18 protein-coding genes, 1 tRNA gene and 1 rRNA gene (1 of these 20 cut by a window edge) are annotated in these 19,484 nt (G+C 66.5%); 11 read left to right on the forward strand and 9 right to left on the reverse strand.

Translation table 11 applies throughout. The features are described 5' to 3' along the window. Positions 1-25: 25 nt before the first annotated feature. From AC0WR5_RS01925 to AC0WR5_RS01955, 7 genes are all read left to right on the forward strand, one after another. Positions 26-922: a LysR family transcriptional regulator gene (locus AC0WR5_RS01925; protein WP_475866441.1), complete on the forward strand. Its 897-nt coding sequence runs from the start codon at positions 26-28 to the stop codon at positions 920-922. 57 nt (positions 923-979) lie between these two features. Then, the gene (leuB, locus tag AC0WR5_RS01930; protein WP_475866443.1) at positions 980-2,083 is read left to right on the forward strand and encodes a 3-isopropylmalate dehydrogenase; all 1,104 of its coding nucleotides are present in this window, start codon (positions 980-982) and stop codon (positions 2,081-2,083) included. 113 nt (positions 2,084-2,196) lie between these two features. Beyond that, positions 2,197-3,147 carry a DMT family transporter gene (locus AC0WR5_RS01935; RefSeq protein WP_475866445.1) on the forward strand — a complete coding sequence of 317 codons (951 nt, stop codon included), beginning with the start codon at positions 2,197-2,199 and terminating at the stop codon, positions 3,145-3,147. Between the two features lie 57 nt (positions 3,148-3,204). Continuing rightward, positions 3,205-3,281 (forward strand) — tRNA-Pro (locus AC0WR5_RS01940). A 334-nt stretch (positions 3,282-3,615) separates the two neighbouring features. After that, the gene (locus tag AC0WR5_RS01945; protein ID WP_475866446.1) at positions 3,616-3,969 is read left to right on the forward strand and encodes a hypothetical protein; all 354 of its coding nucleotides are present in this window, start codon (positions 3,616-3,618) and stop codon (positions 3,967-3,969) included. Between the two features lie 109 nt (positions 3,970-4,078). Beyond that, entirely contained in the window at positions 4,079-5,080 is a 1,002-nt protein-coding gene (locus AC0WR5_RS01950) for a DUF1775 domain-containing protein (protein ID WP_475866448.1), read from the forward strand. 82 nt (positions 5,081-5,162) lie between these two features. Continuing rightward, positions 5,163-5,759: an SCO family protein gene (locus AC0WR5_RS01955; RefSeq protein ID WP_475866450.1), complete on the forward strand. Its 597-nt coding sequence runs from the start codon at positions 5,163-5,165 to the stop codon at positions 5,757-5,759. A 66-nt stretch (positions 5,760-5,825) separates the two neighbouring features. Here the strand turns inward: AC0WR5_RS01955 and AC0WR5_RS01960 are convergent, their stop codons facing one another. Further along, positions 5,826-7,415 carry a bifunctional helix-turn-helix transcriptional regulator/alpha/beta hydrolase gene (locus AC0WR5_RS01960; protein ID WP_475866452.1) on the reverse strand — a complete coding sequence of 530 codons (1,590 nt, stop codon included), beginning with the start codon at positions 7,413-7,415 and terminating at the stop codon, positions 5,826-5,828. A 262-nt stretch (positions 7,416-7,677) separates the two neighbouring features. On the opposite strand from AC0WR5_RS01960, the gene AC0WR5_RS01965 reads away from it, so the two are divergent. Next, positions 7,678-8,274 (forward strand): helix-turn-helix transcriptional regulator, encoded by a 597-nt coding sequence (locus AC0WR5_RS01965; protein WP_475866454.1) that lies wholly within the window; start codon positions 7,678-7,680, stop codon positions 8,272-8,274. 18 nt (positions 8,275-8,292) lie between these two features. Here AC0WR5_RS01965 and AC0WR5_RS01970 read toward each other — a convergent pair whose 3' ends face one another. Next, entirely contained in the window at positions 8,293-9,231 is a 939-nt protein-coding gene (locus tag AC0WR5_RS01970; RefSeq protein ID WP_475866455.1) for a helix-turn-helix transcriptional regulator, read from the reverse strand. 128 nt (positions 9,232-9,359) lie between these two features. Here AC0WR5_RS01970 and AC0WR5_RS01975 point away from each other — a divergent pair, with 128 nt between their 5' ends. Together AC0WR5_RS01975 and AC0WR5_RS01980 are read left to right on the forward strand one after the other, a co-directional pair. Beyond that, positions 9,360-11,465: a TonB-dependent siderophore receptor gene (locus tag AC0WR5_RS01975; RefSeq protein WP_475866457.1), complete on the forward strand. Its 2,106-nt coding sequence runs from the start codon at positions 9,360-9,362 to the stop codon at positions 11,463-11,465. A gap of 19 nt (positions 11,466-11,484) precedes the next feature. Continuing rightward, positions 11,485-12,318, forward strand: a complete 834-nt coding sequence (locus tag AC0WR5_RS01980; protein ID WP_475866459.1) for an alpha/beta hydrolase — start codon at positions 11,485-11,487, stop codon at positions 12,316-12,318. Here the strand turns inward: AC0WR5_RS01980 and AC0WR5_RS01985 are convergent. Genes AC0WR5_RS01985 through thiC form a run of 7 tightly spaced genes read right to left on the reverse strand, consistent with a single transcriptional unit; the run spans position 12,315 to position 18,294 of the window. Beyond that, positions 12,315-13,058, reverse strand: coding sequence for a hydroxymethylpyrimidine/phosphomethylpyrimidine kinase (locus tag AC0WR5_RS01985; RefSeq protein ID WP_475866461.1), 744 nt, complete (start codon positions 13,056-13,058; stop codon positions 12,315-12,317). The two genes, AC0WR5_RS01980 and AC0WR5_RS01985, sit on opposite strands and share 4 nt — an antisense overlap. Then, positions 13,055-14,014 carry a HesA/MoeB/ThiF family protein gene (locus tag AC0WR5_RS01990; protein WP_475866462.1) on the reverse strand — a complete coding sequence of 320 codons (960 nt, stop codon included), beginning with the start codon at positions 14,012-14,014 and terminating at the stop codon, positions 13,055-13,057. Before AC0WR5_RS01990 ends, AC0WR5_RS01985 begins: the two co-directional genes overlap by 4 nt. After that, positions 14,011-14,625 carry a thiamine phosphate synthase gene (locus AC0WR5_RS01995; RefSeq protein ID WP_475866464.1) on the reverse strand — a complete coding sequence of 205 codons (615 nt, stop codon included), beginning with the start codon at positions 14,623-14,625 and terminating at the stop codon, positions 14,011-14,013. The genes AC0WR5_RS01990 and AC0WR5_RS01995 overlap by 4 nt, the downstream gene beginning before the upstream one ends. Continuing rightward, the gene (locus tag AC0WR5_RS02000; RefSeq protein WP_475866466.1) at positions 14,622-15,380 is read right to left on the reverse strand and encodes a thiazole synthase; all 759 of its coding nucleotides are present in this window, start codon (positions 15,378-15,380) and stop codon (positions 14,622-14,624) included. The genes AC0WR5_RS01995 and AC0WR5_RS02000 overlap by 4 nt, the downstream gene beginning before the upstream one ends. Positions 15,381-15,383: 3 nt before the next feature. Further along, complete coding sequence (gene thiS / locus AC0WR5_RS02005) at positions 15,384-15,578, reverse strand: sulfur carrier protein ThiS (RefSeq protein ID WP_475866468.1); 195 nt, start codon at positions 15,576-15,578, stop codon at positions 15,384-15,386. Then, complete coding sequence (locus AC0WR5_RS02010) at positions 15,572-16,510, reverse strand: FAD-dependent oxidoreductase (protein WP_475866470.1); 939 nt, start codon at positions 16,508-16,510, stop codon at positions 15,572-15,574. Before AC0WR5_RS02010 ends, thiS begins: the two co-directional genes overlap by 7 nt. Then, positions 16,507-18,294: a phosphomethylpyrimidine synthase ThiC gene (gene thiC / locus AC0WR5_RS02015; protein ID WP_475866471.1), complete on the reverse strand. Its 1,788-nt coding sequence runs from the start codon at positions 18,292-18,294 to the stop codon at positions 16,507-16,509. Before thiC ends, AC0WR5_RS02010 begins: the two co-directional genes overlap by 4 nt. 1,163 nt (positions 18,295-19,457) lie before the next feature. Here thiC and AC0WR5_RS02020 point away from each other — a divergent pair. Further along, positions 19,458-19,484, forward strand: a 16S ribosomal RNA gene (locus AC0WR5_RS02020); it runs 1,437 nt beyond the window's last position.

The following is a 19,484-nucleotide window of genomic DNA, read 5'->3' on the forward strand; positions in this document are numbered from 1 at the left end:
TCATCTAGCCGTTATTCATATTTGAATGGATAAGACACTCACCCCGCCGGATTGGGCGCTGCTGCAGGTTTTCCTGGTGGTGGCAGAAACCGGGTCTCTTTCCGCTGCAGCGCGGGCCATGGGACAGTCGCAACCGACTTTGGGACGACAGGTCCGGAAGCTCGAGGTGCTTCTGGGCGCCGAGTTGTTCCGGCGCCAGCCCCGCGGGCTATCGCTGACAGAGGATGGCATGCAGCTGTTGCCTGCCGCGCAGCGCATGGCCGAAGCAGCCGGGCAGCTGGCCATGACCGTAGCGGGGCGAGATGACCAATTGGCCGGAACGATCCGCATTACCGCCAGCGAGATAGTGGCGTTCCACATCCTGCCGCGGATCCTGGCCGAGTTGCGAAGTGAGGTGCCGCAACTGCAGATCGAACTTGTCGCCTCTGACATGACCGAAAGCCTGACCTTCCGCGAAGCCGATATCGCGCTGAGGATGTACCGTCCCGAACAGCTGGACATCGTGACACGGAAACTTGGCGATGTGCCGATGTCGGCCTTCGCCGCCAAGAGCTACCTCGACAGGGTCGGGCGGCCGCGGACACTGCAGGAAGCGCTTGGTCATGACATGATCGGGTATGACCGCTCGGAGCTGATGCTTCGGGCCGTTCGGGGCATGGGGATCGAGTTGTCGCGAGAGGACTTTGCCCTGCGCTGCGATCACCAGCTGACGAACTGGGAACTGGTCCGTGCGGGAGCTGGAATTGGTTTCGGACAGGCGGCACTGGGGCGGGCGGACCCGTTGCTGGAGGAGCTGGATCTTGGGCTCGAAATCCCCGGTCTGCCGGTCTGGCTGTCGGCCCATGAAGGCATCCGCAGGACGCCGCGCGTCAGCCTTGTGTGGGACCGTCTGACAGAGGGGCTTGCCCCCTTCGTTTCTTGAACTTTCCGCCCTTTGCGGGTAGGCGGTGGACAGAGAGTTCAGGAAGGAAAAAACCAGATGAGCAACCCCTCGCTTCTTATCCTCCCCGGGGATGGTATCGGCCCGGAAGTCATGGCCGAAGTGCGCAAGATCATTGACTGGTTCGGCGCCAAGCGTGGCCTGGCGTTCGACGTGAGCGAGGACCTCGTTGGGGGCTCTGCCTATGACAAGCATGGTGTGCCGCTGACCGACGAAACCATGGCCAAAGCGCAGGAGGCCGACGCCGTCCTGCTGGGGGCAGTGGGCGGCCCGAAGTACGATGTGCTCGACTTTTCGGTGAAGCCCGAGCGCGGTCTGCTGCGTCTGCGCAAGGAGATGGACCTCTTCGCGAACCTGCGCCCCGCACAGTGTTTCGACGCTCTGGCCGACTTCTCGTCGCTGAAGAAGGACGTGGTTGCCGGGCTCGACATCATGATCGTGCGCGAGCTTACCTCGGGCGTCTACTTCGGTGAGCCGCGCGGCATCATCGAGGAAGGCAACGAGCGCGTCGGGATCAACACGCAGCGCTATACCGAGAGCGAGATCGACCGCGTGGCACGTTCGGCCTTTGAGCTGGCCATGAAGCGGGGCAAGAAACTCTGCTCGATGGAAAAGGCGAACGTGATGGAGAGCGGCATTCTCTGGCGCGAAGTCGTGACCGAGGTGGGCAAGGATTACCCCGAGGTCGAGCTGAGCCACATGTACGCCGACGCAGGTGCCATGCAACTGACCCGCTGGCCCAAGCAGTTCGATGTGATCGTCACCGACAACCTCTTCGGCGACCTGTTGTCGGATCTTGCGGCCATGCTGACCGGCTCGCTGGGCATGCTGCCCTCTGCGTCCCTCGGTGCCCCGATGGAGAACGGCCGGCCCAAGGCGCTCTATGAGCCGGTGCACGGTTCCGCCCCGGACATCGCTGGTCAGGGCAAGGCGAACCCCTGTGCCTGCATCCTGTCCTTCGCCATGGCGCTGCGCTACAGCTTCGATGAGGGGGCCGAGGCGACGCGTCTCGAAAAGGCCGTGGAGAACGTTCTTGCCGACGGCGTACGCACCGCGGATCTGCTGAACGCAGAAGGCATCACCCCTGCAACCACCTCCGAGATGGGTGACGCGGTAATCGCCGCTCTTGACGCCAGCCTCTAAGGCTCTGATGTCCTGGAGGGTGCCTTTCAAGGCTTCTTTCGGGGCAGCCCTTGCCTTTCGGATTCCCGCTGCCATTGTCATGGCAGTGGGAATTTTCTTTTGAAGGGAAGAGCATGACCGGATCGACGCGCGGCATCCTGATGGCGTTGCTGGCTTTTGCCATCTTTGCCAGTCACGACGTGATCGTCAAAATCCTCGGTGCGCAGTTCGCTCCATTCCAGGTCGTATTCTTCTCGGTTCTGTTCGGGTTCCCACTGACCACGGTGATCCTGATGCGCGACGGCAAGCCAGGCACGCTGCGGCCCGTTCATCCTTGGTGGATGGCGCTGCGTACCATTGCGGCCGTTGTTGCAAGTGGGTGCACTTTCTATGCCTTCTCCGTTCTGCCCCTTGCCGATACCTACGCGATTCTCTTCGCCTCTCCTCTGCTGATCACCGTGCTGGCGATCCCGATTCTGGGAGAGAAGGTCCGGCTACGCCGCTGGATCGCCGTGCTGGTTGGCCTCACGGGCGTTGTGGTCGTCCTTCAGCCGGGCAATTCCTCTCTGACCCTCGGGCACGCCGCTGCGCTGCTGGCTGCGGTGTGCTCTTCCCTGGCCTCTGTCATCGTTCGCAAGATCGGCTCCGAGGAGCGCAGCGTGGTTATGCTGCTCTATCCGATGATGGCGAATTTCCTTCTGATGGGCGCGCTCATGCCATGGTATTACAAGCCGGTGCCCGGGCTTGATCTTGCGGGGTTCGCGTCGATCGCGGCGCTGTCGATCATCGCTGGTCTTTGCATGATCGCCGCCTACAAGCGTGCGGAAGCGGCGCTGGTGGCGCCTATGCAATATTCCCAGATCATTTGGGCAACCTTCTATGGCTACATCCTTTTTGATCAGCTGCCGGGCATGAATGTCATCACCGGCGCCGGTCTGATCATCTTGTCCGGTCTCTACATCGTCCTGCGCGAGTCGCGGGCAGGTCGCGGATCGCAGCAACCGGTTCTGAGGACGCGCAATCGCGTGGGCACACCGGCAAGTCTGCGGGTCGGTCCAATGATGCGAATGCGCAGGGATGCGTAATTTCTTCGTTTGGCTCTTGCCAAAGGGCGGCATTCTCTGTAGGTCGCGATCCACGGTCGGAGTGTAGCTCAGCCTGGTAGAGCACTGTCTTCGGGAGGCAGGGGTCGGAGGTTCGAATCCTCTCACTCCGACCAGATATCCAACGCACCACATAGAATGCCAATTGGCCTTGTGGTGCTGGAAAACTCCCTTCATTTGAATGGTTTGCAGATCAGCCCCCGGGGCAGGTCCATGCACGCGCAGCCTCGACATGATGTCGGGCATGCGATTCGGAGCGCGGTTTTCCCGCTGCCATCCCGCCGGAAAATCGCCGAAAAATCCGCCAAAAATCGATGTCGGTATTGCGTCGGTATCACGTCGGTATTGCGTCGGTGCGGTTTCGGGCCGAACCGGCGCCGCCGGCGCGCTGCCCCTGCGGCACCCACTTTTGGCTTCCCTCGTCCTCGATCCCGTGCAAAGTCATCGCCCATGTTCACGCGGCGGATCAGAGCTCCCTTCGGTCTCCTGGCGGCGATCCTGATCGCCCTGGCCAGCGTGGTCTCGGCTGGGCACATGGCCCCCGACCGGGACGACATTGCGCGCGCCGAGATACAGATGGTCTATGGCGGGAGTGCCGACGACTATTGCCAGAGCGACCACGACCATTCGGACCACCGCTGTCCCTTCTGCCGGCTGCTGCCGGAGGAGGGCCATGCGCCGCTTGAGCTGACCGCGCGGGCGGCGTGCTTTGACCTGGGCGTCAGCCTGCCGGGGCCTTTCGACCTGCCGCGCCAGCGACCGGATCACGCCACCTCTCCAAGGGCGCCACCCCGCTTTTCCTGACGCGGGGGCCTTGCCGGCAGTTTCGCCGCGAGCCCTTCACGCCGCGCATCGCGCGTGGCATTCGGCAGCAGGCCATTCCGGCACTGCGGCCAGACATCAGGAGAAGAACATGTTGAAAACCCTTGTTGCCGCCGTCGCCCTGACGGCCCCCGCCACCCTTGCCATGGCCCATGTCTCGCTCGAACAGCAGCAGGCGCAGGCCGGTGCCACCACCAAGATCACCCTGCGGGTGCCCCATGGCTGTGATGGTCAGGCGACCGAAACGGTGCGCATCACGCTGCCCGACGGCTTCTACGCCGCCAAGCCCATGCCCAAGGCGGGCTGGGAGCTGAGCACCGTCACCGGGGCCTATGCGACGCCCTACATGAACCATGGCCACGAGATGACGGAAGGCGTGCGCGAGATCACCTGGTCCGGTGGTCACCTGGAGGATGGCTGGTACGACGAGTTCACCCTGCGCGGGGCGGTCGGCCCGGAGGTGGCGCCGGGCACCGTGCTTTATTTCCCTTCGTTCCAGGTATGCACGGATGGCGAGGCCGACTGGACCGACACCAGCGGATCGCACGAGGTGCCGAACCCCGCGCCAAGGCTGACGGTCGTGGCAGGCGGGGCCCATGGTGAGCACGCTCATGACGCCGGCGCCGGCGCCGGTGCCGGCGCTGGGCAGATGGACATGGTCATGCCGGCACAGATCCGACAGGGCGACCTGATCATCGCCGCGCCCTTTGCCCGGGCGACCCTGCCGAACCAGCCGGTGGGCGGCGGTTTCATGTCGGTGGAGAATACCGGGGCAGTGGATGACCGGCTGATCGGGGCCACGGCGGGCGACGTGGCCGACCATGTGGAAGTGCACGAGATGGCCATGGATGGCGACGTGATGCGGATGCGGGAACTGTCGGACGGTCTGCCCCTGCCGGCGGGCGAGGTGGTGACGCTGAAGCCCGGCAGCTATCACATCATGTTCATGGGGCTGAAGCAGGGCCTGACCGAGGGCGAGAGCTTTCCGGTGACGCTGGAATTCGAGAAGGCGGGTACGGTGACCGTGACCTTCCCGGTGCTGGCGCGTGACGCGAAATCCGGCGCCGGCGAGATGCAGGGACACATGAAGTGATCCCCCCGGGGGCAAGGACAGGGCCGGGCCCGCGCCGCAGGACGGCAGCAGGAGCCCGGCCCGAAAACAGGGAAGGCAACTCATGACTACGCAGAAGATCATTCGCCTCGTGCTCTGGGTCTGTGTCGCGGTGGCGGCGCTGGCCCTGCTCTATGTCAAGGTGATCGAGCCGCGGCTGAACCGCGGCATCGCCGATACCCTTGGCCGGGGCGATTACGAATTGCAGACGACGGACGGCGGCACGTTTACCCAGGCCAGTCTGAAGGGCGCGCCAAGCGCGGTGTTCTTCGGGTTTACCCACTGCCCGGAGGTCTGCCCGACGACGCTGGGCGATATCTCGACCTGGCAGGAGGAGCTGTCGGCCGCGGGGGATCCGCCGCTGCGCGTCTTCTTCGTGACCGTTGACCCTGAGCGCGACACCGTCGACATGATGGGGGCCTACAGCTCCTGGGTGCCGGGTGTCGTGGGGGTGAGCGGATCGGAGGCGGAGATCGACAAGGCGATCAAGGCCTTCCGGATCTATGCCCGAAAGGTGCCGCTGGATAACGGCGATTACACCATGGATCATTCCGCCTCGGTTCTGCTCTTCGACGAGGACGGGCGCTTCTTCGAGCCGATCGGCTATCAGGAAGACTATGACCGGGTGATTGACAAGATCGAGCGCCTGCAGGCGCACTGAGGCCGCAATTGCCCGGCGCATCCGTGCCGGGCAATGATCGGGGGCCGGTGATCGGGGGGCCGGTGGTCAGCCGGCGATGGCCTGCCGTGGCGGGAGCCCCGCCAGATGGCGGGTGACGGCGCCGAAATGTTGGGTCAGGACCAGGTGCCCGGCATCCTCGATCTGGCGGAAGCTGGCCCGGGGCATGCTGTCGGCGATCCCACGGATCTCTCCGATGGGGCTGATCGGATCCTCGGCGCCATGGAAGAAGCTGATGTCGCAGTCCAGCGCCCGCAGATCCTCGATCCATCGGCGCTGCAGGATATGCATCTCGTCGATCGAGGTGTGGGTGGCGGTATCGGCGATCAGGCGCAGCCATTCGGTGAAGACCGGCTGGCGGAACATGTCCTCGACACAGGCGGAATCGGCGGGCGACTTGCGATAGAGGTGGGTCATCCCCTTGCGCGCCAGCGAAGGCACCCGGGCGATGGCATTGTAGACCCGCGCCAGGCCGGCGATGACACGGTCGTCGCGGCGCAGCCGCTGGGACATCTCGCCGTAGATCGTGAGGCTGCCGCCGGTGTCGGGCGCCGGGGCGGGCTGGGGCGTGGCGGCCAGGACGAGGTGATCGACCAGCTCTGGGTTGTGACGGGTGAAGTGCAGCGCCCAGGAGACGCCGGCGCTCTCTCCCAGGCAGGTGAGCGGCTCGTCGGTGAGATAGTCGACGGTCTCGGCCAGGGCGCGGGTGAGCCGGGCCATGCGGGTCTCGGCATCGAATGCGCCGTCGAAGCCGAGGAAATGCCGGGGCACCACCAGCCAGCGCAGGTTGGCGGCCTTCAGGTGCTCGATCATGTCCGCGCGGAAGACGGTGGGGGCCAGCATGCTGTGGAAATAGAGCACCGGGCGGCCGCGGCGGGCGCCGAATTCCCAGACCGGCACCTCGATTCCCTCGCCGATGGTCAGGCGGTTGACGATGACGTCCTTGCCGAATTGCCGGCGGATGAGGGCGGTTTCCTGGCTCTGCTGCCAGGCGGGCAGCAGTTCGTCGAGCAGGCGGGCGGTGATCTCGACCGAGAGGCTGCGCAGCAGGGCGGTCTGGGTGGGCGCGCCCAGCTTGTCCATGATCACCTGGATCTGCTTGCGCTTGGTGTCATAGGAGGCGCCGAGGGTCTCGGCAGCGCCCTTGAGGTCGAGACCGGTGAGCAGGTGGCCGAGCAGCAGGTATTCGCTGGGGGTGAGGCGGGTGCCGGGGGGCGCGTCGCTCAGCAGCGAGGGCAGGCGGTCGCGGTCGATGCGCACGGCGACCAGGGCGAGGTGCCCCGGGGCGTCCTCCCAGCGGTCGATCCGGTCGTAGAGGAAGAAGAGCGCGTCTTCGGCCACGACGAAGGCACAGCCGCCGGAGGATTGCCGGGGCATGCGCAGGACTTCGGGGAAGTCCTCTTCGGCACCGGCGAGGAAGGTCTCTACCTGGCGGCGGCCGGCGTGGTCGTGGAGGTTCGCAGGGAAGGAGCAGCGCGAGAAGTTGCGGTGGAAGAAGCGCTCGCTCTCGGTCTCCTGCGCCGGGCGGATCAGGAGGGCGTCCTCCGAGGGCAGCGCGCGGTCCCGCGGCAGGACGGAGGCCACGGTCTCGACCAGTTGAGAGGGGGGCGTGGAGGTCTTGTCTGCCTGAGACTTCATCGGGCGGTGCCTTGATCGTCCGGGCCGGCGGGCCGGCGGGGTGGAGCCATTCGGTGACGGAAATCTTTGGCAGGTTTCGGACGGGGTGCAAGGAAAACGGCCACGAAAACCTTCGGTACGGTACGTTTTCGTCCCGCGTTCCGATCTTTCCGCGGGTCTCCCCCCATTCGGGGGGCGAAAGCCGCCGGCGGTGATTCCAAGGGTGGTGCCCAGGACAGGCCGCGCCGGAGAGGGGCGGCGGAAGACAGGAAAGCCGAGAGCCATGCACAGACAAGCCACCGCCAGCCGACCGCCGCGAAACGACCCCGGAAAGGCGCCCTCCATTCCCGTCAGGACGACCGTGTCGCTGGCCTGGCTCGAGGTAGATCCGGAGGGGCGGATCCTAGCGCTGGACCCGGCGGCGGGACGGTTCCTGGAGGACGGCGGCACGGCGATCTGCACGGCGCGGGCGGGGCGGCTCTCGATCCGGCCCGAGCGGCCGTTTCGCGAGGCCCTGCAGTTGGCCTGCCGCGAGGAGGATCCGCAGCCCTGGGTCTGCAAGCCCGAAAGCGGGGAGGGCGGGGAACTCCTGCAGGTCAACATCCTGCCCTTCGACCGCGACCGTGTCCGCATCGTGCTGTTCCTGGAACAGGCCGAACTAGCCATGGGGGCGGAGGAGAGGCCGCATCTGACCCCGCGCGAGATGTCGGTACTGAGACTGGCGGCGACGGGGCTGCGACGGGACCGGATCGCGCACAGGCTGAACATCTCGTTGCCGACGGTGGACATGCATTTCCGCAACCTGCGCCAGAAGCTCTCGGCGCTTACGATTTCCGAGGCGGTGGCCACGGCAATGCGCATGCGCCTGCTGGAGCTCTAGCCGGGGTGCCGTGGCCGGTCAGTCGCCGGAGCGGCGAAACTGCGACGGGCTGACGCCGGTGCGCTGGCGAAAGGCGGTGGCAAAGGCGGTGGGCGTCTCGTAGCCGGCGATGGCCGCCGCATCGCCGACGGAGGTGCCGGCGCGCAGGGCTCCCGCGGCGCGGTCCATGCGCTGATCGCGGATATGCGACAGCACCGGTCGCCCATAGGCACGCTGGAACAGGCGCCGCATGGTCGAGACGCTCATGCCGCCGGCCGCGGCGATCTCCTCTAGCGGGGGGAGCGGACCGGGGCGGCTGGCCCGGGCCTCCATCCGCGAGAGCCTCTCGCGTTCCTTTGGCTTGAGCGCGGCAGCGTCGACGGCCAGGTTCTCGATCGCGTGGCGGATCATCGACATGGCGAGGGCCTCCTTGCGGAAGGCGAGCAGGGAGGCGGGAGTGCTGCCGTCCTCCTGCGCAGCCAGCAGGGCCTCGGCGCGGGAGACGTCGGCCGAGGGGGCGATCCAGCTGTCGAAGCGCATGGGCTGTCCGTGCAGGACCTCCTGTTGCGAGAGGCCATGGGCCTGCAGCCAGTCCCAGGAGAGCACCACGCCGATCTTGCGCAGCACCTGCCCGCGTCGCATACGACGGCGGAACTGGGTGGGCTCTGACAGGGCGCTGAAGATGATGCGCGCGGGCTGGTGCGGCGGGCGGCCGTGTTCGACGCGGGCCCCGCCCAGCCAGGCCTCGACCTGCCCCTCGAGAACCATCTGAAGCACCACGTTGGGCGCGCGCACCATGCGCGTCTCGAAATCCTGCTCGGCGCGGGAATGATGCAGGTTGACGTGAATGCCTGAGGGCAGGGGCGTGCCCTCTCGCAGCCCGGTCAGGACGATCCTGTCGGCCGGCAGGGTTGCGCCGAAATCCACGCAGCGTGCGCCGGTGGCGTCTTCGATCTGGGCGAGGCTGATCGCTGACATGCGTCTCTCGTGAGCTCAAAATGGCGTTCTGGCGAATCCTTATGACCCTTTTGAAAAGGTCGGTGACTGGCTGGGAACCAGTTTACAGCCTATTACCGATAAAAAAAGTCGGAAATAAGGATCGCCCCATGCCAGTGCTCGCACGCCATTCCCTTCGCGTGGCTCTCTTTGCCACGACCGCTCTTGCCGGCCCTGCCCTCGCGCAGGATAATGTCATCCTGCTGGACCCGATCAGCGTCGACGGGTCGAGCTATGAGACGGAAGACACCAACAGCTATTCCACGGACCTGATCTCGGTCGGGGAAAAGGCGACGATGAGCCCGCGCCAGGTGCCGCAGTCGACCAGCGTGGTGACGCACAAGCAGATCGAGGACGGCGGCTATACCGCGCTTGAAGAGGCGCTGGGCGATACCCCCGGCATCATGATCCTGAACAACAACGTGGGCCGGTCGTCGATCTATTCGCGTGGCTACGAGTTCGACTATCTCTACTTCGACGGTCTGCCGGCGCCGGTCAGCTCGATCTACGGCACCCAGCCCGACCTTTCGATCGTCGACCACGTGGAAGTGCTGAAAGGCCCGGCCGGTCTCTTCATCGGCACCGGCGAGCCCGCAGGCTCGATCAACATGCGCCTGAAGCAGGCCAATGCGACCGAGTTCACCGGCTATGCCTCGACCTCCTACGATTCCAACGGCCAGGCCCGCGCCGAGATCGACATGTCGAACAAGCTGAACGAGGACGGCACCCTGCGTGGCCGTTTCGTGGCGGCCTGGGGCGACGGCGACAGCTTTGTCGACGGCGTGACCAACGGCGTGAAATCCCTCTACGGCACGCTGGCCTGGGACGTGACGCCCGACACCAAGCTGACCTTCTCGCTCAGCCACATGGAACGGGACATCACTCCCTATAACGGCCTGCCGACCTATTCCGACAGCTCGCTGATGTGGCTCAACAGCTCGGCCACCACGGTGCTGGACTGGAACAACTTCGAGAACGAGGTCACCGACGGCGTGATCGCGGCCGAGCACCAGCTGGCCAACGGCGGGCGCATCAAGTTCTCGCTGCGCCGTTCGCACCAGGAAGGCAATTTCCTCTACGGGTATTCCGGCTCTGCCGCGGCCTCCGACAACACGATTTCCAAGCTGGCCTGGCTGGCGCGTGATTTCACCCAGGACAGCACCGCGATGGATGTCCACGCCGAGCTGCCCTTCTACATGGGCAACTGGACGGGCAACGCCATCATCGGTGCCGACTGGCAGCACGTGGAGAGCACCATGTACCAGGCGCGCGGCTCGATCTCGGGCAGCTGGGACCTGACCAACTGGAACACCGGCGCGGTTGCCGCTCCGGACGTCTCCTACTCGACGCGCACCGATACCGACACCACTTCCAAAGGGCTCTATACCCAGTTGCGCCTGTCGCCGATTGAGCCGCTGACCTTCATCGGTGGTGCGCGCCTGAGCTGGTATGATGGCACCTCGGACACAACGACGCTGTCGTCCGGCGCGGTCGACACGAGCTCCTACGACGTGGATGCGCATGTGACGCCCTTTGCCGGTGTCACCTATGACCTGAACCCGAACACCACGCTCTATGCCAGCTACTCGGAAATCTTCATTCCGCAGTCGGTGAAGGATGCCAACGGCGACCTGCTCGAGCCGATCGAGGGCCAGCAGTTCGAAGCCGGCGTCAAGGCACAGCTGGCCTACGGCCTGAACGTATCGGCGGCAGTCTTCGATCTGCGCGAGGTCAACCGCCCGGTCGAGGTCGACGATGACATCTACGTGGCGCAGGAAGAAGTGGAATCCAAGGGCATCGAGCTGGAACTGGCCGGCGAGATCACCCCGAACTTCCACATCTCGGGCGGCTATACCTATACCCACACCGAGTACCTGAACGGCGACAGCGAGGGCGACACCTTCTCGACCTACACCCCCGAGCACATGTTCAAGCTGACCGCCAGCTACGACGTGACCGAGGGCGCGCTGGCCGGCTGGAGCTTTGGTGGCCGTCTGACGGCGATGTCCGACTTCTACTCCAAGACCATCACGGCCCCGGCCTACAAGGTGGTCGATCTGATGGCGGCGCGCAGCTTCGACAACGGCGTGACCCTGCGCATGGGCGTGGATAACGTCTTTGACGAGGCCTATTACACCCGTGTCGGCAGCACGACCGTTTTCAACTTCCGCGGCGAACCCCGGACGTTTAACGTGTCGCTCAGCAAATCCTTCTGATCCGGAGACAATCGAAGCCATGGCACCATCCACCGAGATGACGGCCGCAGCCACGAAAACGGATGACGACAAGACCGGGGGGGCCGATGCATTCGGCCCCCCCTGGCGTCCGTCCGGGACGGCCGAGTTCGACATCGGCCCGGCGGAGCGCCCCTTTCGCATCGTGGTGAGCCTGCCCGATGCCGCCCCGCCGCCCGGGGGCTATGGCGTGATCTACGCGCTGGATGCGGGCTGGACCTTCGGCACGCTGCGCGACGCGGTGCGCATGCAGTCGAGCCGCTACGCGGAATCCGGTGTCGAGCCCACCGTGGTGGTGGGCATCGGCTGGCCAGAGGCGGACCTGATCGATTTCGCGCGCCGGACGCCGGACCTGGCGGGCAGTGACGCCGTTGGGCCCAGCCGTCGTGCGACCCTGGCGCTGATCGAGGAGGAGCTGATCCCGCGGATCGAGGGCGAAGTGCCAGTGAACCCGGCGCGGCGGATGATCCTCGGCCACAGTTTCGGCGGGGCCTTTGGCCTGGCCGCGCGGATCGACCGGCCTGCTCTCTTCTCTCATGTGGCAGCGGGCAGCCCCTCGATCTGGACCGATCCGGAACGGCTGATGACGGAGTCGCGGCCCGAGGGTGCGCCCGTGCTGATCACCATCGGGGCGCTGGAGACACCGGAACTGGCCGAGCAATCGGGACAGCCGCAGGCGCGCGTCGAGCGGCTGCGCAGCCGCGACATGGTGGGCCGGGCCCGCGACATGGCCCGGGCCACCAACGCGACCTTCGTGGAGTATCCGGGCGACAATCACGGCTCCTCGGTGACGTCTTTCCTGGCGCGGGCTGTCGGATTTCTCTGGACGGCCTAGGCCATGGCCTGCGCAAAGCGCTGTTGCAACAGCGCGTGCGAGGCGGCGACGGCGGCAGGCAGATCCTCTCCAAGTGCAAGATTGGCGGCCACGCCGCTGGCCAGCTGACAGCCGGTGCCCCGCAGGGCGACCGGAAGGTGCGGGGCACGGAACTTCACGACAGGTGCGGCGGGCAGATAGAGCCGATCCTCGCAGGTTGCCTCGGCGGCATGGCCGCCCTTGACCAGGACGGCGTGGCATCCGCGCTGATGCAGGGCGGATGTGACCTCGGGCTCGGGCGCCCTGGGCAGGCCGAGCGCGCCGGCGATCAGAGCAAGCTCCGGCAGGTTGGGTGTGAGCAGGGTGCAGCGGGGCAGAAGCCGGTCGAGAAGAAGCGCGAGGCCTGCATCATCGAGGAGCGCCGTGCCGGAGCTGGACCGGATCACCGGGTCGAGCACCAGGGGCGCGTCGGGGAGGGTATCGGCCAGTGCGTCGGCCACGGCGGCGACATTGGCAGTGTTGCACAGCATTCCGATCTTGATTGCGGCGGGCGGGTGATCCGCCGCGCGGATCTGGGCCGCGAGGACCAGGGCCGGCACAGGGTGCACGGCCCAGACGCGGCTGTCTGTCTGGGCTGTCACGGCGGTGACGGCAGCGCGGGTCGCAATGCCGAAGGCCTGCGCGGCAAGGGCGTCGCGCAGGAGCCCGGCGCCGCCACTGGAATCCATGCCGCCGATCAGCAGGACATCCGGCGTCGTCATGGATCGGCCAGGATGGCGACCTTGCCGTGCCCGGCGGAAGCCATTGCCCGGGCCGCCCGCCAGGCGCGCAGGCCGGTGGTGCAGACGAAAACCGTGCGCTGACCGGGAGCGGGGGAGAGGCCCGGCACCTTCTCCGGGGCAAGGCGAAGGGCGCGCGGCGTGACGAGGCCAGGGCGCTCTGCCGCCTCGCGAAGGTCGATGACGAGGTCGTCGGCGGTCAGGTCATGAACGGAGAGGACAAGGGGCAGGGCCTCGGGATCTGCGGCTCCTTCGAAGCGGAAGCCGCTGACGCGCCAGCTTGCAAGGTCGAGGGTGAGCAGCTGACCGAGCGGCGAGGGGGCGTGCCGCAGCAGCACCGAAAGCGCCATCTGGGCCTGAAGCGCGCCCAGGGTGGCGACCGCCGGCCCCATGACACCGGCGCTGGCGCAGGTGGCGGCCTGCTCCGGCAGGTCGGGAAAGACGGCACGATAGCCGGGCGCCCCGCCGCAGAAGCCGCCGACATAACCGGACCGCCCGAGCACCGAGGCGGTGACAAGGGGCAGGTCGGCCGCAAGGCAGGCATCGGAGAGCGCATAGGTGGTGGCGAAACTGTCGGCGGCGTCGATCACGAGATCCGTGCCGGGCAGTTCGCGGCGGGCCACTTCGGGATCGAGGCGTCCGACAAGGGCCTGTACCGCGCAATCGGGATTGAGGGCCGAGAGGGCGGCGGCGGCGATACGGGCCTTTGGCTGGCCAATGTCGGACATGCGGTAGAGCACCTGACGGTGCAGGTTGCTCTCTTCCACCACGTCCGGGTCGATGATGCGGATCTGCCCGACACCGGCACCGGCCAGCAGGGGCAGCAGGGCAGAGCCGAGCCCGCCGGCGCCCACGACCAGCACCCGCGCACCCGCCAGCCGCGCCTGACCGGCGGCGCCGACCTCTGGCAGGGAAAGCTGACGGTCGTAACGGCTCATGTCGCCATCTCGCGGGTGGCAAGCACCCATTCGCGGCAGCGCGCCTCGGGGTCGGCGGCCTGCTGGATGTCGGTCACCACGGCGGCACTATCGGCGCCGGCCGCGAAGACGCCGGGCAGGCGGTCGGGCGTCAGCCCGCCGATGGCGACCAGCGGCGTCTTTCCGGCGAGGGCGCGCCATTTACGCAGCCGGTCGAGGCCCTGCGGCGCCCATTTCATCTGTTTCAGCAGCGTCGGGTAGACGGGGCCGAGGGCCACGTAGGCCGGACCGAGGGAGAGGGCGCGCTCGAGCTCGTCCTCGTCATGAGTGGAAAGGCCGAAGCGCACCCCGGCACGGCGGAGCGCGGCAAAATCGGCGCCCTGCATGTCTTCCTGGCCGAGATGCACGAACCCGCAGCGCAGATCGAGTGCGGCCTGCCAGTGATCGTTGACCACCAGCCGGGCACGGTGCACCGCGCAGATGTCGCGGGCGCGGCGGATCTGATGCCGGGCGATGGCGTCGGGCTGATCCTTGATGCGGAGCTGCACGAGGCGGACGCCCTGGGGGACCAGCAGTTCGAGACGGCCGACATCGCCGACGATGAGATAGAAGGGATCGAGAAGTCGTGTCATGCGAGGTTCGCCATTCCGAAGACAGGGGTGGAGGCCGAGGCCATGTCGCGCGGGGGCAGCAGGCCGGCAAGATAGGCGGCGCGGCCGGAGGCGACGGCCTGCCCGAAGGCGCGGGCCATGGCGACGGGATCGGTGGCGCGGGCCACGGCGGTATTCAGCAGCACGGCATCAAATCCCATCTCCATCGCGGCCATCGCCTGGGACGGCGCGCCGATACCGGCATCTATCACCAGCGGCAGATCGGGGAAATGGGCGCGCATGGCGCGCAGCCCCTGCGGGTTGCGCAGCCCCTGGCCCGAGCCGATGGGCGCCCCCCAGGGCATCAGCACCCGGCAGCCGGCTTCGACCAGGCGCTCGCCCACGATCAGGTCCTCGGTGGTGTAGGGGAAGACCTCGAACCCCTCGTCGCAGAGGATGCGGGCGGCCTCGACCAGGGCAAAGGGATCGGGCTGCAGACTGTCGGCATGGCCGATTACCTCGAGCTTGATCCAGGGGGTGCCGAAGAGTTCGCGTGCCATCTGCGCGGTTGTCACGGCCTCGCGCACGGTGTGACAGCCGGCGGTGTTGGGGAGGATGCGGCAGCCGCTGGATTGCAGGATCTCGCGGAAGGCTGCGCCCTCGGGCCCCTCGCGGCGGAGCGAGACGGTGATGATGCCGGTGCCCGAGGCCGCGATGGCCTGTTGCAGCACGGCGGGCGAGGGATATTGCGCGGTTCCCAGCAGCAGGCGGCTGGCGTGTTCGCTGTCGAGGAACATCGCTCAGCCCCCCTGCATCGGAGAGAGCACCTCGACCCGGGCGCCGGGGTGCAGGGGGGTGTCTGCGCGCGCGGGCGCGGGCACGAAGGCGCCATCGAGGGCTGTAGCCACGGCGGGGCCGAGCCCCTGCTCTGTCAGCAGCGCGGCGAGGGTGGCGGCGGCGGTGTCGAGGGGAGTGCCGTTGAGGTCGATCAGCATGGCAGGGGCTCCTGTTCTTCGGTAAGCATCTGCACGAGGTCCTGGGCGAGGATCGGTGCCATCAGGAAGCCGTGCCGGTACATGCCGTTGAGGTGGATGCGGGCGCCGGCGCGGCGCAGGCGGGGGGTGTTGTCGGGGAAGGCGGGGCGCAGGCCTGTGCCGGTGGAGATGACCTCGGCCTCGGCAAAGCCGGGGTGGATGGCATAGGCGGCGGAGAGCAGCTCCATCAGCGCGCGGGCGGTGACGGGGCCGGTGCGGGCGCTTTCAACCATCGTGGCGCCTAGCATGTAGCGCCCGGCGCCACGGGGCACGACATAGCAGGGAAAGCGCGGATGCAGCAGCCGCAGGGGGCGGGTCAGATGGACATCCGGCGCCATCACCTCGACCATCTCTCCCCGCACGGCGCGCAGGTCTGGCAGCACATCGGCCGAGGCCATGCCGCGGCAATCGACGATGCGGCCCCGCGGAGGTCCGTCGCGGAAGTCGGTTCCGCGGGCCTCCAGCATGCCGCGCAGATGGGCGAGGGCCAGGCGCGGGTCGAGATGCGCCTCCTCTCCATAATGGAGCCCCCGCGCAAAGCGGCCCTGCAGGTCGGGCTCCAGCGTGGCGGGATCCACGGTGGCGTGGCCGCGTGTGGCGCGCGCCCAGCGGGTCAGCTCTGCCGCGTCGCGAGGGGGCGCCACGACGAGCGTGCCGCGCTGTTCGACGCCGGGCACATGGGCCGCCCACCAGTCGAGCGCCTGCTGCCCGCGGGTGACGATCATCTCCGGCGCGCTCTCGCCTTCGCAGAAGGGCGCCAGCATGCCACCGGCCAGATGAGAGGCGGGTGCAGGCGCATCCACAGGCACGATCACTTCCACCTCCAGCCCCGCCTCGGCCAGGGCGGTGGCGGCGCAGAGCCCCGCCACCCCCGATCCAAGGACCGAGATCATTTCGCGCCCTCCTCTGCCGGGATGTAGAGTTCGCCGCCCTCGCGGAACTTCTCCGCCATCCTCTCCATGCCCTTCTGCTTCTCGGCCTCGGCCCGGATGTCGTGAGAAATGCGCATTGAGCAGAACCTGGGCCCGCACATGGAGCAGAAATGCGCCACCTTGTGCGCTTCCTTGGGCATTGTCTCGTCGTGCATGTCACGCGCGGTGTCCGGGTCGAGGCCGATGTTGAACTGGTCCTCCCAGCGGAACTCGAACCGTGCACGGCTGATCGCATCGTCACGCAGCCGGGCGCCGGGGTGACCCTTGGCCAGGTCGGCGGCATGGGCGGCCAGCTTGTAGGTGATCACCCCGGTCTTCACGTCGTCGCGGTCGGGCAGCCCGAGGTGCTCCTTTGGCGTGACGTAGCAGAGCATCGCCGTGCCGAACCATCCGATCATCGCCGCGCCAATGGCAGAGGTGATGTGATCATAGCCCGGCGCGATATCCGTGGTGAGCGGCCCGAGTGTATAGAAGGGCGCCTCGTGGCAGTGCTTCAGCTGTTCTTCCATGTTGGCCCTGATCTTGTGCATGGGCACATGGCCCGGTCCTTCGATCATCACCTGGCAATCCTTCTCCCAGGCCACCTCTGTCAGCTCTCCCAGCGTCCGCAGCTCGGCGAATTGCGCGGCATCATTGGCATCGGCGATGGAGCCGGGCCGCAGGCCGTCGCCAAGGGAGAAGCTCACGTCATACTGCCGGCAGATCTCGCAGATCTCCTCGAAATGCTCGTAGAGGAAACTCTCGCGGTGATGATGCAGGCACCACTTGGCCATGATCGAGCCACCCCGGCTGACAATGCCGGTCACGCGCTCGGCGGTCAGCGGGATCATGTGAAGGCGTACGCCGGCGTGGATGGTGAAATAGTCGACACCCTGTTCGGCCTGTTCGATCAGCGTGTCGCGGTAGACCTCCCACGTCAGGTCCTCGGCGATGCCGCCCACCTTCTCCAGCGCCTGATAGAGCGGCACGGTGCCGATGGGCACCGGCGCGTTGCGGATGATCCAGTCGCGGATGTTGTGAATGTTGCGCCCCGTGGAGAGGTCCATCACCGTGTCGGCGCCCCAGCGGATCGCCCAGACCATCTTCTCCACTTCCTCTTCCATGGAAGAGGTGACGGCGGAATTGCCGATGTTGGCGTTGATCTTCACCTTGAAGTTCCGCCCGATGATCATCGGCTCGAGCTCGGTGTGATTGATGTTGGCCGGGATGATGGCGCGGCCGGCGGCGATCTCGTCGCGGACGAACTCGGGTGTCACCAGGTCCGGCAGCTCGGCACCGAAGGGCTCGCCGTCCCGCGTGGCCGCGGCGGTGCGCCCCTCGTTCTCGCGGATGGCTACGAATTCCATCTCGGGTGTCACGATGCCGGCGCGGGCATAGGCCAGCTGGGTCACGGCGCGGCCGCCCGTGGCGCGCATGGGGGCGCGGGCGCGGGGAAAGGCGGGCGTCAGCCGGGCACCCTCGGCAAACCCGTTGTCGGCGGCCTCTACCCTGCGTCCCTCATAGGTCTCGACATCGCCGCGCGCCTGCAGCCAGCCGCCCCGTACGGGGGGCAGTCCGGTGGCAATGTCGATCTGCGCGGCCGGGTCCGTGTAGGGGCCCGAGCTGTCGTAGACCCGCAGGGAGGCCTCGCCGGTCACCGCGATCTCACGCAGAGGCACGCGGATCTCGTGCCGGTCTCCCTGGAGGTAGATCTTGCGGGCGGCGGGCAGGGCGCCGGTGGAGATGGTGGGGGGGGCGTCTTTCATATCGGTCTCCTCTTTCGAAAAGACCCAAGTGAGTAGTGAGGCAGAAAGGGGCCATGTGGCCCGGGTGCGTCGATACGCAAAGGGCCACGGTGGCCCGAAAGGACCGCCTCGTGCGAACAGAGGATGCGGAAAAGCCCTTCGGTCTTCCTACGCCAGTATCAACTGGGTCAGGTTCAAAGGGTCGCTTCACCTCGGGTCTCCCCGATGTCAGCCTCTCGATCCCCTGGGCGGGATTCCCCTGACGTGGGGAGGAGACTACGCCTTCGCGGCCGTGGGTCAAGCCGCGTGTGGGAGAGACAGGCGCAAAGGCGGGCGCAAAGGCGGGCGCAAAGGCGGGCGGAGGGGCGAGGCCTGCGTCGGCGATTTGGCGGCAGATCCGGGGAGAGGCCGGGAAAGACCGGAAGGCGTGCCATGGAGCAGCCGATGATGGACCGGAGTGTCGAGCGAGGATCCGGGGCGATCGGGGCACCCACCGGCGATTCCCATGCCGTCCGACTCGAGTCGGGGGCGATTCCCGTCCGATTCCACCCCGATTCCGGCCGAGTCTGGGGATAACTCGGGGGATAAGTGGGGTGCCCCTGCCGACAGGTCCTTGGCACACAACTTTCACGGGAGGTCTTGATGGGGCCGTCACATGATCTCACACGGAAGTGGGTTGGTAACTTATTGAAAATGTTTATATTTTTATATTTTCTGAAAAAAGCGCGAATTCCCGGTTTTTTCCGCTTGCGGCTCTGCGGCCCAATCCCTAAATACCCCTTCACCGGCGGCGCTGAGGCGCTACGGGGCGCCACTGAGGCGGACGGGACGGACGGAGCGGACGCTCTTGAGGGACTGGACGGTTAGGTGGTGACAAGAAATTCAGAGGTAATGACGGGCGGGCGCGCCGTAAGTTAGGGCGCACTGGTCTGGTTTTTGTCTCTACGCTCTTTGACATCGCGAGTATCTGAAGAGATATGTGGGCGGTTTGGATCATTTCGATGATCAATGTCTGCATATCGCGTTCCTAGGCTTCGGCCGATGATGGAATGTCAGCTTCACTGTTTGAACGGTTTCTGTACCTTTGGTACTGAAGCACAGACAAACAGAGACGTCCCGGACTAGCCTCCGGGACACAGATGTGCAGAGGTTCGAACGTCAAGGATATCCGAGTAATCGGATTTCAACTTGAGAGTTTGATCCTGGCTCAG

The sequence above is a fragment of the Pseudooceanicola sp. DL12 genome, assembly GCF_056270665.1.

Coding starts and splice junctions, on each gene's coding strand:
- AC0WR5_RS01985 (WP_475866461.1), bottom strand. CDS start 13,058: ATGACGACGCCGGATGTCCTGCTGATCGGCGGCATGGATTCCAGTGGC.
- AC0WR5_RS01975 (WP_475866457.1), top strand. CDS start 9,360: ATGCCAGTGCTCGCACGCCATTCCCTTCGCGTGGCTCTCTTTGCCACG.
- AC0WR5_RS01935 (WP_475866445.1), top strand. CDS start 2,197: ATGACCGGATCGACGCGCGGCATCCTGATGGCGTTGCTGGCTTTTGCC.
- AC0WR5_RS01965 (WP_475866454.1), top strand. CDS start 7,678: ATGCACAGACAAGCCACCGCCAGCCGACCGCCGCGAAACGACCCCGGA.
- AC0WR5_RS01960 (WP_475866452.1), bottom strand. CDS start 7,415: ATGAAGTCTCAGGCAGACAAGACCTCCACGCCCCCCTCTCAACTGGTC.
- AC0WR5_RS01970 (WP_475866455.1), bottom strand. CDS start 9,231: ATGTCAGCGATCAGCCTCGCCCAGATCGAAGACGCCACCGGCGCACGC.
- leuB (WP_475866443.1), top strand. CDS start 980: ATGAGCAACCCCTCGCTTCTTATCCTCCCCGGGGATGGTATCGGCCCG.
- AC0WR5_RS01950 (WP_475866448.1), top strand. CDS start 4,079: ATGTTGAAAACCCTTGTTGCCGCCGTCGCCCTGACGGCCCCCGCCACC.
- AC0WR5_RS01955 (WP_475866450.1), top strand. CDS start 5,163: ATGACTACGCAGAAGATCATTCGCCTCGTGCTCTGGGTCTGTGTCGCG.
- AC0WR5_RS02010 (WP_475866470.1), bottom strand. CDS start 16,510: ATGATCTCGGTCCTTGGATCGGGGGTGGCGGGGCTCTGCGCCGCCACC.
- AC0WR5_RS01995 (WP_475866464.1), bottom strand. CDS start 14,625: ATGACACGACTTCTCGATCCCTTCTATCTCATCGTCGGCGATGTCGGC.
- AC0WR5_RS01945 (WP_475866446.1), top strand. CDS start 3,616: ATGTTCACGCGGCGGATCAGAGCTCCCTTCGGTCTCCTGGCGGCGATC.
- AC0WR5_RS02000 (WP_475866466.1), bottom strand. CDS start 15,380: ATGTTCCTCGACAGCGAACACGCCAGCCGCCTGCTGCTGGGAACCGCG.
- AC0WR5_RS01990 (WP_475866462.1), bottom strand. CDS start 14,014: ATGAGCCGTTACGACCGTCAGCTTTCCCTGCCAGAGGTCGGCGCCGCC.
- thiC (WP_475866471.1), bottom strand. CDS start 18,294: ATGAAAGACGCCCCCCCCACCATCTCCACCGGCGCCCTGCCCGCCGCC.
- AC0WR5_RS01980 (WP_475866459.1), top strand. CDS start 11,485: ATGGCACCATCCACCGAGATGACGGCCGCAGCCACGAAAACGGATGAC.
- AC0WR5_RS01925 (WP_475866441.1), top strand. CDS start 26: ATGGATAAGACACTCACCCCGCCGGATTGGGCGCTGCTGCAGGTTTTC.
- thiS (WP_475866468.1), bottom strand. CDS start 15,578: ATGCTGATCGACCTCAACGGCACTCCCCTCGACACCGCCGCCGCCACC.